We start from the raw sequence: 14,158 nt of genomic DNA, 5'->3' as shown, positions 1-14,158 counted from the left end.
TCCATGCAAGGTTCTGCTAGTTTACTCTCTTCTTTACTTCCCCTCGTTGTTCTTTTCGCAATTTTTTATTTTCTTGTGATTAGACCACAACAAAAACAGGTAAAAAAGCATAAAGAAATGCTTGATGCACTTAAAAAAGGCGATAAAGTGATTACAAGTGGTGGTTTAATCTGTGAAGTCGTGAAACCTGAAGAAGATTCTATCAAAGTTAAGCTTAATGATGAAGGCGTCATTGTCAAGGTTTCAAGAGAATATATTGCAAAGAAAATCGATGACTAGAGGAAAATTTAACTATCGTTTAGTTATCTTTTTAATCGCGATTGTCTTTGGAGTAGTGATGTCAATACCTACTTTTTTGCAAAGCGAAAAAGGTGCTAAAGTTGCTCTAGGTCTTGATCTTCAAGGTGGCCTTCATATGCTTTTGGGTGTTCAAACAGAAGAAGCAATTAAGTCAAAAATGAAATCTATCGCTTCAAGTGTCAAGTTTTTTGCGCAAAGTGGAGATATTATTATTGATGATTTTCGTCTGGATGAAGAGATGCTCTCTTTTTCTCTTTTAGATAAGGATGAAGAGAAAAAAATTGATGAGATGCTTAAAACCGTTAGTGGTCTGCAAGTTTCAAAAGAGGCTCTTCATTATACCCTTTCTCTCAATGACAAAGAAAAAGATGTTATTCGTGAATATGCTCTTTCTCAAGCGGTAGAGACGATTCGTAACCGTTTAGATCAATTTGGTTTATCTGAGCCCAATGTTGCAAAACAAGGTAACGATAAAATTTTGGTAGAGCTTCCTGGTATTAAAACAGCGGATGATGAGCAGCGCGCACGTGAATTGATTGCTAAAGCGGCACATTTGCAGCTTATGGCGGTAGATGAAAAACGTAAAGATCGTACTACGACGATGAGCCCAACAGAAGCTGGACAATATGGTGATGTCATTTTGCCTGATGCCAGAGGTGATAACATTCGTCATATTCTAAAAGAAATTCCTATTCTTGATGGTAGTATGCTAACCGATGCTAAGGTCTCTTTCAGTGAAATGCATCAGCCTGTGATTAACTTTACGTTGAATTCAGAGGGTGCAAAAATCTTTGGTGATTTTACGGCGAGCAATATTGGTAATCGTTTGGCGATCGTCTTGGATAATAAAGTTTATTCAGATCCTGTCATTCGTGAGCGTATTGGTGGTGGTAGTGGACAAATTAGTGGTGGTTTTAGCGTTAAAGAAGCCCATGATGTTGCTATTGCACTTCGTAGTGGGGCATTACTCGCTCCTGTGACCCTTCTTGAAAAACGTAGTATTGGACCCTCTTTGGGTGCTGATAGTATTAAAGCAAGTTTGATTGCACTGATTTCAGGCTTTGTTCTGGTCTCTGCCTTTATGCTTGTTTATTATCGTTTAGCAGGAGTTGTTGCCAATATTGCCTTGATTGTCAACCTCTTTTTATTGATTGCTATTATGGCTCTTTTTGGAGCGACATTGACATTACCCGGTATGGCAGGTATCGTCTTGACCATTGGTATGGCGGTGGATGCAAACGTCATTATTAATGAGCGTATTCGGGAACTGTTGCGGCAAGGTATGCCTATGGCTCAAGCGATTGAACATGGGTATGAAAATGCAATGAGTGCTATTTTGGATAGTAATATTACCTCTATTATTACTTCAGTTCTTTTGTATGTGTATGGAACAGGACCTATTAAAGGATTTGCTATTAGTACAGCTATTGGTATTAGTGTCTCCATGCTAACAGCCATTTTAGGAACGCATGGTATTTATCAATTCTTTATGCCACGCATTGAAAAAAGTAAAAACCTTTCCTTGTGGTTTGGTATGAAGAGGAGTCACTAATGGAATTTTTTGCACAACATAAAACATATGATTTTATGAAAGTCAGTCGTTTTTTTATTGCAACGACACTTTCATTGGCACTGCTCTCCATTATTTTATTCTTTGCCAAAGGGTTTGAGTACGGAATTGATTTTTCTGGAGGTACGATTGTTCAACTGAAATATGAACAAAAAGCACCTATTGATAAAATTAGAGAAGATCTTTCTAAAGATAAAATGTTCTCAGGTGCTCTTATCTCAGAGTTTGGCTCTCCTGAAGAAATTCAAATTCGTTTTGCCTCAACATCAGGGGGTGTCAGCGAAGATGTTGGTGATAAAGTACGATCTATTTTGAGTGATTCAGGTAAATTTGATGTACGAAAAGTAGATATCGTTGGACCAGTCGTAGGAAGTGAACTGCGACAAAAAGGGATTATGGCAGCCGTTTTGAGTATGTTAGGTATTATGGTTTATGTAGCAGTTCGCTTTGAATGGAGCTTTGCCGTTGCTTCCATCATTACATTGGTGCATGATGTGGCTATTACCAGTGGTGCACTGATTCTTTTTCATGTTGAAATGAGTTTAGATGTTTTAGCGGCTATCTTGACACTGATTGGTTACTCGATTAACGATACCATTATTATTTACGATCGTATTCGTGAAGAGCTCAAAAGCACGAAAGATATGGAGTTGATGCATGTTATTAATACCTCTGTTTCTAAAACACTTTCAAGAACAATTTTGACGGTATTGACGGTATTCTTTGTTGTTTTGACACTGTATGTCTTCGGTGGCGAGATTATTCATGGATTTAGCTTTACAATGTTACTAGGTGTTATCATAGGATGTTACAGCTCTATCTTTATTTCCGCACCTTTTTTAAAGGTTCTTGGCTTTAGTGTAGAAGGTTACAAGGCTAAACTTGCTTTAAAAGAAAAAAATAAGATTGAAAAAGAAAAAATGCGCTCACAGTACGAAAAAGGTACCGTTTGATTTGATGGAGAGAAGATGCTTTACAATCCTTTAGAACTTGAAAAAAAATGGCAACAAAAGTGGGATCAAACCAATGCGTTTGAACCCCTTGTTGATATGACTAAAAAGAAAAAATATATTTTAAGTATGTTTCCCTATCCGAGTGGACGTATTCACATGGGACATGTGCGTAACTATACCATAGGGGATGCCATAGCGAGACATCACCGCAAAAATGGTTTTAATGTCTTACATCCCATCGGTTGGGATAGTTTTGGTATGCCTGCTGAGAATGCGGCGATTAAACATGGTGTTCATCCTAAAAAATGGACGTATGAAAATATTGATTATATGCGCAAAGAGCTTGCATCATTAGGCTTGTCCTTTTCTAAAAAAAGAGAGTTTGCCGCCAGTGATGTTCTTTACACCAAACATGAACAGCGTATTTTTATTGAGATGTTCAATAAAGGATTGGTGTATCAAAAAAGTGCCACATTGAACTGGTGCAATACCTGCCAAACCGTTCTTGCCAATGAGCAAGTCGAAGAGGGGTGCTGTTGGCGATGTGACAATCCTGTCGAGCAACGTTTACTCCCAGGTTACTATCTTAAAATCACTCAGTATGCGCAAGAACTCCTTGACGATTGTGAAAAATTGCGTGCTGGTTGGCCAAATCAAGTTCTCACGATGCAAGAAAATTGGATTGGAAGAAGCGAAGGCTTAGAATTTTCCTTTAGTCTGAGTGATGCTTCTAAAGTAAAATTGGACAATCAATTTGAAAGTTACAAAGTTTTCACTACGCGTCCCGATACGATTTTTGGAGTCAGTTACTCAGCTCTAGCACCTGAGCATCCTATTGTCAAACATCTGATAGAGCATAAGCTTTTAAGTGAAGACAAAATTGCACAAATCAAAAAAATGCAAAGTGTGGGAGCAAGGGATCGTGCACAAGCACCTAAAGAGGGTGTTAGTCTTGAACTGGATGTGATTCATCCCTTAACGGGGAAAAATGTACCGGTCTGGGTGGCAAATTTTGTTTTAATCGAGTACGGCGGTGGCGCAGTTATGGCTGTTCCAGCACATGATGAACGCGATTTTGAATTTGCCAAAAAGTATGATTTAGCCATTATTCAAAGCATTGAAACAACAGCGCCGTTTGATGGCAATATTGCGACAACAGAGTACGGTACATTGGTGAATTCAGGTGAATTTACAGGGCTTGATTCTAAAAGCGCACAAAAGAAGATTATTGCCCATTTTGAGGCACAAAAAATTGGCACAAAAGTCATTAACTACAAACTTCGTGATTGGGGTATTAGCCGCCAACGTTACTGGGGTGCACCTATTCCTATGATTCATTGCCCCAAATGTGGACTCGTGCCTGAGAAAATTGAGAATCTTCCTGTGGCACTTCCTGAGGATGTTGAGATCAAAGGAGAGGGAAATCCTTTAGATAAACATCTCACTTGGAAGTACACACAATGTCCATGTTGCGGAGCAGATGCGGTTCGTGAAACGGATACTATGGATACCTTTTTTCAATCCAGTTGGTATTTCTTACGCTATACCACGGATCCATCGCTTTGGAATGATGTTCCTTTTGATAAAGCGAGTGCGAATTATTGGATGAATGTCGATCAATACGTCGGTGGTATAGAGCATGCTATTTTGCACTTACTCTATTCGCGTTTCTTTACCAAAGTCTTGCGTGATTTGGGTTACGTGAATTGCGACGAGCCATTTGCCAATCTTCTCACGCAAGGCATGGTACTGAAAGACGGTTCCAAAATGAGCAAGTCTAAAGGCAATACGGTTGATCCTGATGCAATTATTAAAACCTATGGTGCTGATACCGCACGCCTTTTTATTCTTTTTGCCGCACCGCCTCAAAAAGAACTTGAGTGGAATGACAGTGCCGTAGAAGGTGCTTTTAGATTTTTAAAACGTTTTGCACAGAAGAGTGAAAATGCGTTTACATGTAAAGCCATTCCGAGTATTGATCATGCTTCTTTGCCTAAAGAATCTAAATATGCACGTAAGAAAGTCTATGAAGCTCTTAAAAAATCGAATGAAATTTATGAGGGTAGTTATACCTTTAATACACTGATTGCGGCTTGTATGGAAGCACTCAATGCCCTTAGTGAGCAAGAAGATAAAGCTGTTTGGTCTGAGGGGTATTTTATTCTCCTAAATCTTTTAGAGCCGATTGTCCCCCATCTTTGCTGGGAAATGAGTGAGAGTCTTTTTGGATGTACCAATCTAACACCCATTGCACTCAAAGAAGAAGTTTTTGTAGAAGATAGTATGATACTCGCTGTAACGGTTAATGGTAAAAAACGCGCTGAAATTGAAGTAGAAACCTCCATCTCAAAAGAGGAGGCTTTACGTCTTGGTAAGGAGAGCGTTACAAAATGGCTAGAGGGAAGTACACTTCTTAAAGAGATTTATGTTCCCAATAAACTGATTAATTTGGTGGTAAAATAAGATGAAACAACTATTTCTTGGATTCTTGATGGTAGCATTTTTAAGTGGATGTGGTTACAAGCCGGCATCCTATTATGCGAAGCATGCCTTAGGAAATAAAATATATGCGGAAGTTTCGATCTCAAGACAAGATCCAAGAAATAGTGTTCTCATAAAAGATGCTGTCAATGAAGCGATTGTCAGTCGTTTTGGTGCAAAGTTGGTTGCCAAAGAACAAGCAGACAGTGTTTTACATGTAAAGATCAATGGAATTGGTTTTTCTCCTACCGTGTATGATAAATATGGCTATGTTGTTGCATACAAAGCTACCGTTGTCCTAGCAATGGAGTATGAAGATGAAACAAAAAAAGTTCAAAAATTGACGGCCACAGGAGAGTATGACTTCTCGATTGAATCCAACAGTGTTGTTTCGGATAATAATCGTTTTGATGCTATTCGTTATGCATCAGGAGATGCTTTAGATGAGTTTGTTTCCAAGATTTCGATTAAAGGACTTCGTAATGGCAACAACAATTAATGAGATCATTAAAGATGCCTTAGAACTCATTAAAGCGGAGCATCTTAATTTAACACCCGATAATTATGCAAAAGTTTTCTGTAAAGTTGCCAAACAAAAAGGGGTGATTGTCGAAGATTGTCAAAAAGTAGATAAGTACACTAAAAAGCTTGATCCCACTATTGCAACAGATATGAAACGATTTAGCATCAGTAATGTTGATGAACTTCTTGCCTTTTTGGTCGCAAAACTGAACCGCGCCAATGAAGGTGATGCCCTTAAAATGGTCAACACTCTGGCTATTTTAACTAAAAGAGTGCTACAAGCGATTACCCTTTTGCATGATGCAAAAGCAACCAGCTTGGCAAATGCTTCCCTCGAGCGTCTTGATTTTCACCAAAATCTTCAATCTATTGAGCTTGTTAAAGAAAAATGGTTTGATTTTATCTCTAACTACGATGACAGTTATCTGAAGAAGTTGGATTCTTTTGGGCATGTCAGTAAAGATGATCTTGAGGCAATGGTGCGAGATCTTATTAAAATCATGAGTAAAGATACGAGTAGTGAACTTTATAGTACGCTAGTTCCTCTTATTATTGCATCTTTAGCCCCTTCTATTGCTTCAGGAATGAATGATGAATTAGCATCAATTGGTAATGAATTACGTAATTCTCCTGATGCTCTTGGCACTCCAGCCTTGCAAAAAGAGCTTAAAGGGCTTATTTCAAAGCGCATAGAGCTTGATAAAGCTGAAGTGCAAAAGAAAGTTTCAGCGCTGGATAAAATTCTTGATGAGATTAATAAAAAGATTTTGGAATTGATTCAAAATAGTAATGTGAGTCATGAGCAAGTGAAAGTTATTAAAGCAGATTTACAAAGTATTAATTTTGAACACGATAGTTTTGAAAACGTTCATGTAAAACTTCTCAATATTGCCTCATCTTTGGAAAGTGAGACGAAATCTCTGAGCGAAAAAATGACAAGTAATCAAGAAACAATTACCAAGCTTCAAAACCGTGTCTCAAAATTAGAATCAGCGCTTTTGGTTGCAAAACAAGAAGTTAAAGAAGACTACTTGACCCATGTGGCAACAAAGCGTGCTTTAGCCAATGAACTTGGACGTGTTGAAGATGCTTTTATGCGTTACAAAGTTGATTATACCATCTGCTTTATTGATATTGACCACTTTAAAATGGTCAATGATACGTATGGTCATGAGGCAGGTGATGTCATCCTTTCTACGTTAGGTAAAATTCTACGAAAATATGTGCGTCAAGTGGATTTTGTAGGTCGTTATGGTGGTGAAGAATTTTTAGTGATTCTTCCAAGCATTGATCTTGCTCAAGCCATTCATTTTGCCGATAAAATTCGTGCCATTGTAGAGCAATTTAAGTTTTTGTATAAAAATGAACGCATTAATGTTACAGTGAGTTGTGGTGTCGCACAGCGCTCTTTAGAAAAATCTAAAGAAGAAACGATAGGTTCTGCTGATAGCTTTTTATATAAAGCGAAAGAGGCAGGACGTAATCAAGTGTTACCTGTGCTCTGATGCAACTTCAATCATTCTTAGCGACAAAACCGCTTTTTTACGATGAGATTGATTATGCTCGTATGCCTAAAGCGTATCAAAGCATAGCGTCTCATTTAACCCTTCCCAAAATTATTCATATTGTTGGAACCAACGGTAAAGGGACAACGGGACGTTTTTTGGCACAAATGCTTCTCAGCAATGGTTTACAGGTAGGGCATTATACTTCTCCGCATATTCTCAAATTTAATGAACGTATTTGGCTAAGTGGCGAAGATGCCAATGATGAGATGTTAGAGCAAGCGCATACGGAACTCCTCTCATGGTTAGAGCCTAGTATGGCTGAATCACTTTCGTATTTTGAATACACAACACTTTTAGCCATGAGTATTTTTTGCAAAACATGTGATTATGTTATCCTCGAAGCAGGGCTTGGTGGTGAGTTTGATGCGACCAATGTCTTTCCCAAATGCCTTTCCATTGTTACCCCTATTGGGTTAGATCATCAATCTTTTTTGGGACAAACGATCGAAGAGATTGCTCAGACGAAGATCAACAGTGCAACAGGGGATATTGTTTTAGCCAAACAGTATGATGCTAACGTTCATCCTATCGCATTGGCAAAAGTAAAAAAACTCAAGAGCCGTCTCTATGATGTGAACGATTTTTTTGATAAAACCTTTAGTTCCAAACTGGATGTCTATAGTGACAAATTTGGTTTACCAACGTATCTTAAAGAGAATTTCAAAACAGCACTTTGCGCATTAAACGTACTTGGATATGATTGCAATTTAGATATTTTTTCGCCGGTTGTTTTGCAAGGGCGTTGTCAAAAATTTTTACCTAACGTCACGGTAGATGTTGGGCATAATGTGATGGCAGCAGAAGCCTTAGTGGCAAATTTAGGCGAAAAAAAGGTTATTTTGGTCTATAATAGCTATAAGGATAAGGATTTTAGAACCATTTTAAAAATTTTAAAACCCGTTGTTGAAGAGGTCCAAGTCATTGAGATTGACAGTCCGCGTGCTGCCGATAAGCGTGATATTTATGTTGCTGCTAAAGCTCTCGAACTTCCTATCTCTTCTTTTGTCACCATTCAAAGCGATAAAGAGTATCTTGTCTTTGGCTCTTTTTCGGTAGTGGAAGCCTTTTTAAAGGGGTTAAGTGAGAAATAAATTTACAGTCACTATCTCTGATGTCAATGGTTCACGACATTTTTTATTGCATCAACTGATTAAAAAATTTTTGCTTTATTTTACGCTGTTTGTGGCATTGGTTATTTTGGTCGGTAGTTTTGTCATTTTATTTTTAATGCATGAAGTTTCAAGCCTTGAAGCGAAAAAAGAGAGTGCGGTTTCTGAGCGTAATCTTCTTTTAGTTCAAAATGAAGAACTCCAGAGTAAAGTTTCTGAAAAAGCGCAAGAGTATGAAAATATTCGCGATAAAATCAGTAACATGGAAGAGATGATGGGTCTTCGTACGAACGAAGAAGAAAATATTGATAGTCGTCTTGAAGAGATTGATCTCACAATTATTCAGCAAAAAACATTTTTCGATAATATCCCCAGTGGTGATGTTATGGCCTATAGTGAAATATCTTCTCCTTTTGGTTGGAGAGATAATCCGATTTTAAAACGTAAAGAATTTCATACGGGAATCGATCTTCGAGCGCCTATTGGGACACCTATTTTAGCACCAGCAGATGGAGTGGTGAAGTTTGTACAGTATAACCAAAACAGCGGTTATGGCAATGTTGTTTCACTGAGCCATAATTATGGATTTGAAAGCTATTATGCACATTTACAAAATAAACCCGTTGTCAAAGAGGGTCAATTTGTAAAAAAAGGCGATATGATCGCTTATTCAGGTGCTAGCGGAATGACAACAGGTCCTCATTTGCATTATGAGGTAAAATTCATTGGCAGAATACTTGATCCACAACCTTTTTTACGATGGCGTGGTTCTAATTTTGCTGAAATCTTTAAAAAGGAGAAGAGAGTAACATGGGAATCTTTAATAAAGCTGATCAATGCTCAATACCCGCTTCCGAGACAACCATCGTAGCCAGTGGTGCAAAAATAGAGGGTATTTTTAATTGCCAAACACGTTTACATGTCGATGGTACCATTCTTGGAAAAGTGCTCTCAGATAGCATCGTAACTATTGGAAAGCAAGGAAAAATAAGTGGTGAGATTAACGCAAGTCATTTGATTATCAATGGTCTCTTTGAAGGCAATGCCAACTGCGATAATGTTGAAGTCTTAGAAGGTGGCAAATTTTTGGGAAAAGTCATTTCAAAAGAGCTGGTTATTGAAGCCAAAGCTATTTTTGAGGGTGAGAGCAAAATTAAAACCGAGAGTGTGGAAGCACCTTCGTATGAAGAACAAAGGGATTGATTGTTACAAGCTGCGTGTTATGAATTTTTACAAACTAAAAATGACCTTCAACTTTTAGGTGTCAAAGGTGAAAAGGAGGCTTTCCTAGCTTCTGAAGTAGCCCTTTTTTTGGGTAAAAAAAGTTATGTTTTACCTGATTTGCGGGCAAATAGTGGTGATGATCTCCTCTCTTTCCATGAGGAAATTGTGGAGCTTTTACGTGTTTTGCAAGCATTTTATAAAGACAACTCTCCTAAAAAGATTTTAATTGCTCCCTTGCGGACACTCTTAACGCCACTTCCCAAAGCCGAACTTTTTGACACCTTAAGTCTTGAGTTTGGTATGCGCTTACATTTGGAACATTTTAAAGAGCAAATGTTCTACTGGGGCTATCTTGCTGTGGATGTAGTACAAGACAAAGGTGAAATCTCTGTACGGGGTGATATTATTGATATTTTTCCACCGGACAGTGAGAAAGCACTTCGTTTAAGTCTTTTTGATGATGAAGTGGAAAGTATTCGTTTCTTTGATTGCGAAAGCCAAAAGAGCGCCAAAGAGGAGTTGGAAAGCTATACACTTTTCCCAGCCCTTTTTGCACTCGATGAAGAACGTCACACGCTGATGCAAAAACGCATAGACTCTCTTAAGAGCGATAGCTTTACGAAAGATATACACTCGCTTGGTTTGTGGATTTTGGGGGAGAGTGGAGCCGTTTATACGGAAGCATTTAAAACCTATTTGAGTATGGATGCGGTAGCAGAACTTGAAGAAATAGCACTTTTTGATGAGGTGGGTGCCAAAAAATTACAAAGCCTTCCATCGATTTCTGAAGCAAAAGCTTACAGGGAAATTGCACCCAGTAACATCAAAACTTTTTTAGAGTTGCATCAAAATAAAAAAATAACGCTCTTAGCAAAAAATGAAGTTTTACTGCGTATCGTAGATATAGAACCTTTACATGTAAAGTGGATTCAGAGTGAGCGTATCGTTAACATCATGAACGCGGAAGAGATTATTCTCTCGCTCAACAAGCCCTCTACGAAAATCAAACGTAAGCGTGCCAACATTGTTCTGGATGAACTTAAAAATGGTGATTATGTCGTACATGAAAACTATGGAATTGGTATTTTTAAAGGGCTTACGCAAGTCACTGTTTTAGGGGCTACTAAAGATTTTGTACTGATAGAGTATTTGGGTGACGATAAGCTTTTACTCCCCGTTGAAAATTTACATGTCATCGATCGTTACATTGGCGAAAGCGGTGGTTTGGTCAGCGTGGATCGCCTTGGAAAAGGGAGTTTCCAAAAACTCAAAGCCAAAACCAGAGAGCGACTTTTAGAGATTGCCAGTGAGATCATTGCCATTGCGGCTAAACGTGAGATGGTGGATGGGCTCAGCATTGCTATGGAACAGGGTGAAATGGCATTGTTTGAAGCCGATGCAGGCTTTACGTATACCGAAGATCAACGACGGGTTATTGGCGAAATTTTGAGTGATTTCAAAAGCGGTAAGATGATGGACAGACTGCTCAGTGGTGATGTCGGTTTTGGTAAGACAGAAGTGGCGATGAATGCAATATTTGCGACGGTACGAAAAGGCTTTCAGGCGATCTTAATTGCACCTACCACACTTTTATGTTCGCAGCATTTTAAAAGCCTTTCAACCCGTTTTGCCAAGTACAACATCAAAGTAGCGCAATTGGATCGTTTTACTTCTCCCGCTCAAAAGCAGGTGATTTTAAAAGAGCTCAAAAGTGGCGAGTTGCACGTTTGCGTAGGAACGCACTCTTTGTTTGAAGTAGAACTACACAATCCTGCGCTTGTGGTGGTGGATGAAGAGCATAAATTTGGTGTCAAACAAAAAGAGAAGCTTAAAAACTTCCGTGAAAATGTCCACATTCTCTCCATGAGTGCCACGCCCATTCCAAGAAGTCTCAATATGGCACTGAGTTCTATTAAGCAGTATTCACAGCTTTTAACACCACCTAATGATCGAGAAGATGTGCGAACGTTTGTGAAAGAGTATGATGAAAAGGTTATCAAAGAGGCAATTATTCGGGAGATGAGACGAGGTGGGCAGGTCTTTTTTGTCCACAACCGTATTGCAACCATTGAAGCTAAACGCAAAGAATTGCTCTCTATGATGCCTAATCTGCGCATTCTCACACTTCATTCAGAAATCAGTGCGGCTATCACCGAAAAAGAGATGTTGCATTTTGAAGAGAAAGCGTATGATGTACTGTTAAGTACCTCCATCATCGAATCAGGTATTCATATTCCCAATGTCAATACGATTCTTATCGACTCAGCCGATCACTTTGGTATGGCAGATCTGCACCAACTTCGTGGTCGCGTAGGGCGTAGTAAGCGCCAAGGCTTTTGTTACTTTTTGGTGAAAGATAAAGAAGAACTCTCGGAATCTGCCAAAAAACGTCTGATCGCACTGGAATCCAATTCGTATCTGGGCAGCGGTTCCATCCTTGCCTACCATGACCTTGAAATCAGAGGTGGCGGTAACTTGGTGGGTGAAGCACAAAGTGGGCATATCAAAAATATTGGGTATTCCCTCTATCTTAAAATGCTTGAAGATGCGATCAATTCGCTTTTGGGTAAAACACCGATTGCTTCACGAGAGGTTGAGATTAAGCTTTCCATTAGTGCATTCATTAGCGACAATGACATCGCAGAAGATCGTGTACGACTCGAATTATACAGACGTTTGAGCCGTTGTGCGAGTGTGCATGATGTTTTAGAAATCGAAGAAGAAATGGTGGATCGTTTTGGCAAACTTGATGTTTCGACAAAGCAGTTCTTGCAACTGATTGAGATTAAAATTTTAGCGACACAACAAAACATTGTCCTTATCTCTAATTACGGGCAAAATATTACGATCAAATACGAAGATGAGAAAAAAATCATGTTGCAATCACGCAGTCGGGATGATGACGATATCATTGCTACCGTGTTGCTTCACCTTAGGACGAAGGCATGAGAGTAGGGTTTATCGGGGATATTGTAGGCAAACCGGGTCGTACGATGTTGGAGCAATACCTTCGCAAACTCCGCCAAGAATTTGAACTGGATTTTGTCATCGCCAATGGCGAAAATGCCAGCCATGGCTTTGGTTTAGCTTCTCAGCACGCCAAAGAACTTTTTTCCTATGGTGCCGATATTCTCACAGGGGGAAATCATTCGTGGGATAAAAAAGAGATCATTCCTCTTTTAGAGGTGATGCCTATTCTTAGGCCTCTAAATTACCCTGTTGGTGTACCGGGGCGAGGCATGAGCGTTTTACATGTAAAGGATGAAAAGATTGCCATCGTCAATATCATGGGACACTATGGAATGCCAATGGTAGAAAATCCTTTTTTAGCAGCGCAAAAAGTAGTCGATACCTTAAGAACAGAGGGCGTTGAAACCATCATTATTGATTTTCATGCGGAAGTGACTTCAGAGAAGCGAGCGATGCATATGCTTTTAAAAGGCAAAGTGAGTGCCATTTTAGGTACTCACACGCACGTAGGAACGGACGATCTTCAGATCGTTGATGGAACATGCTATGTCACCGATGTTGGGCTTAGCGGGGCACGTGATGGCGTTATAGGCATGGATAAAGATGCTCCACTCAAACGTTTTCTTACAGGACTTCCCGCTTCCTTAGAAATTCCAAAGAAATGTAAAAAGATTTTGCAGATGATTGTTATGGAAATAGAAGAGGGTAAGTGTATTGAAGCGTTTAAACTGCGTGTCTTTGATGATCAAGAGCGCGTGATCGCCAAGGCTGTACATGAATAGTTTTGATCTTTTAGTTGCCCTCAAACAGAAAGGCTATCTCAAGACCACGCGTGATCCTTTGTGGTGGCCGCGCTCTGGTACCTTTTGGGTGATTGTTGGCGCCATTTTAACCCAACAGACCAAATGGGAAAAAGTTGAAATCAGTATGGCAAACTTAGAGTGTGCAGGAATTGATAGCTTGGAAAAGCTTTCGCTTCTTGATCTTGAATCACTTGCTATGCACATTAAGCCCAGTGGATTTTACAATACTAAAGCAAAAAATCTTTCCTTGTTAGCAAAAGCTATTCTTGAAGCGTTTAGCTCCTTTGAATTTTTTTGTGAAGCAGTCGATCGTGAGTGGTTGTTGGCACAAAAAGGGATTGGTGAAGAGAGTGCCGACTCTATCCTCTGTTATGCCTGTAAACAAGAGGCTATGGTTGTTGATGCCTATACGGCACGTTTGCTTGAAGGTTTTGACTATAGCTTTGAATCTTATGCTGCTCTTCAAGAATGGATGGTTGAAGGCCTTTTGCACAATCAATCAAAAATCAATCAGCTTTATGGGAAAGAGATCTCTTTAACAGAACTTTATGCACGGTTTCATGGAAAAATTGTGGAATTTTGTAAGGAAAACAGTCAAGGGAAAAAAGTGAATGTAGGAGGATTGAGCCTTTAAACTCAATTTGGCTCTTGCAAAATT

At 39.1% G+C, this 14,158-nt stretch carries 12 protein-coding genes; all 12 read left to right on the top strand.

Going from position 1 to position 14,158, the window contains the following annotated elements; all coding sequences use genetic code 11:
- Positions 1-3: 3 nt before the first annotated feature.
- Genes yajC through SJPD1_RS09925 form a run of 12 tightly spaced genes read left to right on the top strand, consistent with a single transcriptional unit; the run spans position 4 to position 14,134 of the window.
- A complete protein-coding gene (gene yajC, locus SJPD1_RS09980) occupies positions 4-279 on the top strand; it encodes a preprotein translocase subunit YajC (RefSeq protein WP_096047038.1) in 276 nt (91 codons plus the stop codon).
- Complete coding sequence (gene secD / locus SJPD1_RS09975) at positions 272-1,852, top strand: protein translocase subunit SecD (RefSeq protein ID WP_096047037.1); 1,581 nt, start codon at positions 272-274, stop codon at positions 1,850-1,852. The genes yajC and secD overlap by 8 nt, the downstream gene beginning before the upstream one ends.
- Positions 1,852-2,823, top strand: coding sequence for a protein translocase subunit SecF (secF, locus tag SJPD1_RS09970; RefSeq protein ID WP_096047036.1), 972 nt, complete (start codon positions 1,852-1,854; stop codon positions 2,821-2,823). Before secD ends, secF begins: the two co-directional genes overlap by 1 nt.
- Positions 2,824-2,838: 15 nt before the next feature.
- The gene (leuS, locus tag SJPD1_RS09965; protein WP_096047035.1) at positions 2,839-5,286 is read left to right on the top strand and encodes a leucine--tRNA ligase; all 2,448 of its coding nucleotides are present in this window, start codon (positions 2,839-2,841) and stop codon (positions 5,284-5,286) included.
- 1 nt (position 5,287) lies between these two features.
- Positions 5,288-5,803, top strand: a complete 516-nt coding sequence (gene lptE / locus SJPD1_RS09960; protein WP_096047034.1) for an LPS assembly lipoprotein LptE — start codon at positions 5,288-5,290, stop codon at positions 5,801-5,803.
- Positions 5,787-7,331: a GGDEF domain-containing protein gene (locus SJPD1_RS09955; RefSeq protein ID WP_096047033.1), complete on the top strand. Its 1,545-nt coding sequence runs from the start codon at positions 5,787-5,789 to the stop codon at positions 7,329-7,331. The genes lptE and SJPD1_RS09955 overlap by 17 nt, the downstream gene beginning before the upstream one ends.
- A complete protein-coding gene (locus tag SJPD1_RS09950) occupies positions 7,331-8,485 on the top strand; it encodes a bifunctional folylpolyglutamate synthase/dihydrofolate synthase (RefSeq protein WP_096047032.1) in 1,155 nt (384 codons plus the stop codon). Before SJPD1_RS09955 ends, SJPD1_RS09950 begins: the two co-directional genes overlap by 1 nt.
- Positions 8,475-9,374, top strand: a complete 900-nt coding sequence (locus SJPD1_RS09945) for a peptidoglycan DD-metalloendopeptidase family protein (RefSeq protein WP_096047031.1) — start codon at positions 8,475-8,477, stop codon at positions 9,372-9,374. The genes SJPD1_RS09950 and SJPD1_RS09945 overlap by 11 nt, the downstream gene beginning before the upstream one ends.
- Entirely contained in the window at positions 9,314-9,706 is a 393-nt protein-coding gene (locus tag SJPD1_RS09940) for a bactofilin family protein (RefSeq protein ID WP_096047030.1), read from the top strand. Before SJPD1_RS09945 ends, SJPD1_RS09940 begins: the two co-directional genes overlap by 61 nt.
- The gene (gene mfd, locus SJPD1_RS09935; RefSeq protein ID WP_096047029.1) at positions 9,707-12,676 is read left to right on the top strand and encodes a transcription-repair coupling factor; all 2,970 of its coding nucleotides are present in this window, start codon (positions 9,707-9,709) and stop codon (positions 12,674-12,676) included.
- Positions 12,673-13,479: a TIGR00282 family metallophosphoesterase gene (locus SJPD1_RS09930; RefSeq protein ID WP_096047028.1), complete on the top strand. Its 807-nt coding sequence runs from the start codon at positions 12,673-12,675 to the stop codon at positions 13,477-13,479. Before mfd ends, SJPD1_RS09930 begins: the two co-directional genes overlap by 4 nt.
- Complete coding sequence (locus SJPD1_RS09925) at positions 13,472-14,134, top strand: 3-methyladenine DNA glycosylase (protein WP_096047027.1); 663 nt, start codon at positions 13,472-13,474, stop codon at positions 14,132-14,134. Before SJPD1_RS09930 ends, SJPD1_RS09925 begins: the two co-directional genes overlap by 8 nt.
- Positions 14,135-14,158 lie beyond the last annotated feature (24 nt).

Origin of the sequence: Sulfurospirillum diekertiae (assembly GCF_002309535.1) — a bacterium.
Taxonomy (GTDB): Bacteria; Campylobacterota; Campylobacteria; order Campylobacterales; family Sulfurospirillaceae; genus Sulfurospirillum; species Sulfurospirillum diekertiae.
The sequence above is the reverse complement of the archived record's forward strand: the minus strand, read 5'-3'. Positions and strand labels throughout refer to the sequence as shown.

Excerpts from the sequence above, each read along its gene's own strand:
- yajC (WP_096047038.1), top strand. The coding sequence starts at position 4 with ATGCAAGGTTCTGCTAGTTTACTCTCTTCTTTACTTCCCCTCGTTGTT.
- secD (WP_096047037.1), top strand. The coding sequence starts at position 272 with ATGACTAGAGGAAAATTTAACTATCGTTTAGTTATCTTTTTAATCGCG.
- secF (WP_096047036.1), top strand. The coding sequence starts at position 1,852 with ATGGAATTTTTTGCACAACATAAAACATATGATTTTATGAAAGTCAGT.
- leuS (WP_096047035.1), top strand. The coding sequence starts at position 2,839 with ATGCTTTACAATCCTTTAGAACTTGAAAAAAAATGGCAACAAAAGTGG.
- lptE (WP_096047034.1), top strand. The coding sequence starts at position 5,288 with ATGAAACAACTATTTCTTGGATTCTTGATGGTAGCATTTTTAAGTGGA.
- SJPD1_RS09955 (WP_096047033.1), top strand. The coding sequence starts at position 5,787 with ATGGCAACAACAATTAATGAGATCATTAAAGATGCCTTAGAACTCATT.
- SJPD1_RS09950 (WP_096047032.1), top strand. The coding sequence starts at position 7,331 with ATGCAACTTCAATCATTCTTAGCGACAAAACCGCTTTTTTACGATGAG.
- SJPD1_RS09940 (WP_096047030.1), top strand. The coding sequence starts at position 9,314 with ATGGGAATCTTTAATAAAGCTGATCAATGCTCAATACCCGCTTCCGAG.
- SJPD1_RS09930 (WP_096047028.1), top strand. The coding sequence starts at position 12,673 with ATGAGAGTAGGGTTTATCGGGGATATTGTAGGCAAACCGGGTCGTACG.
- SJPD1_RS09925 (WP_096047027.1), top strand. The coding sequence starts at position 13,472 with ATGAATAGTTTTGATCTTTTAGTTGCCCTCAAACAGAAAGGCTATCTC.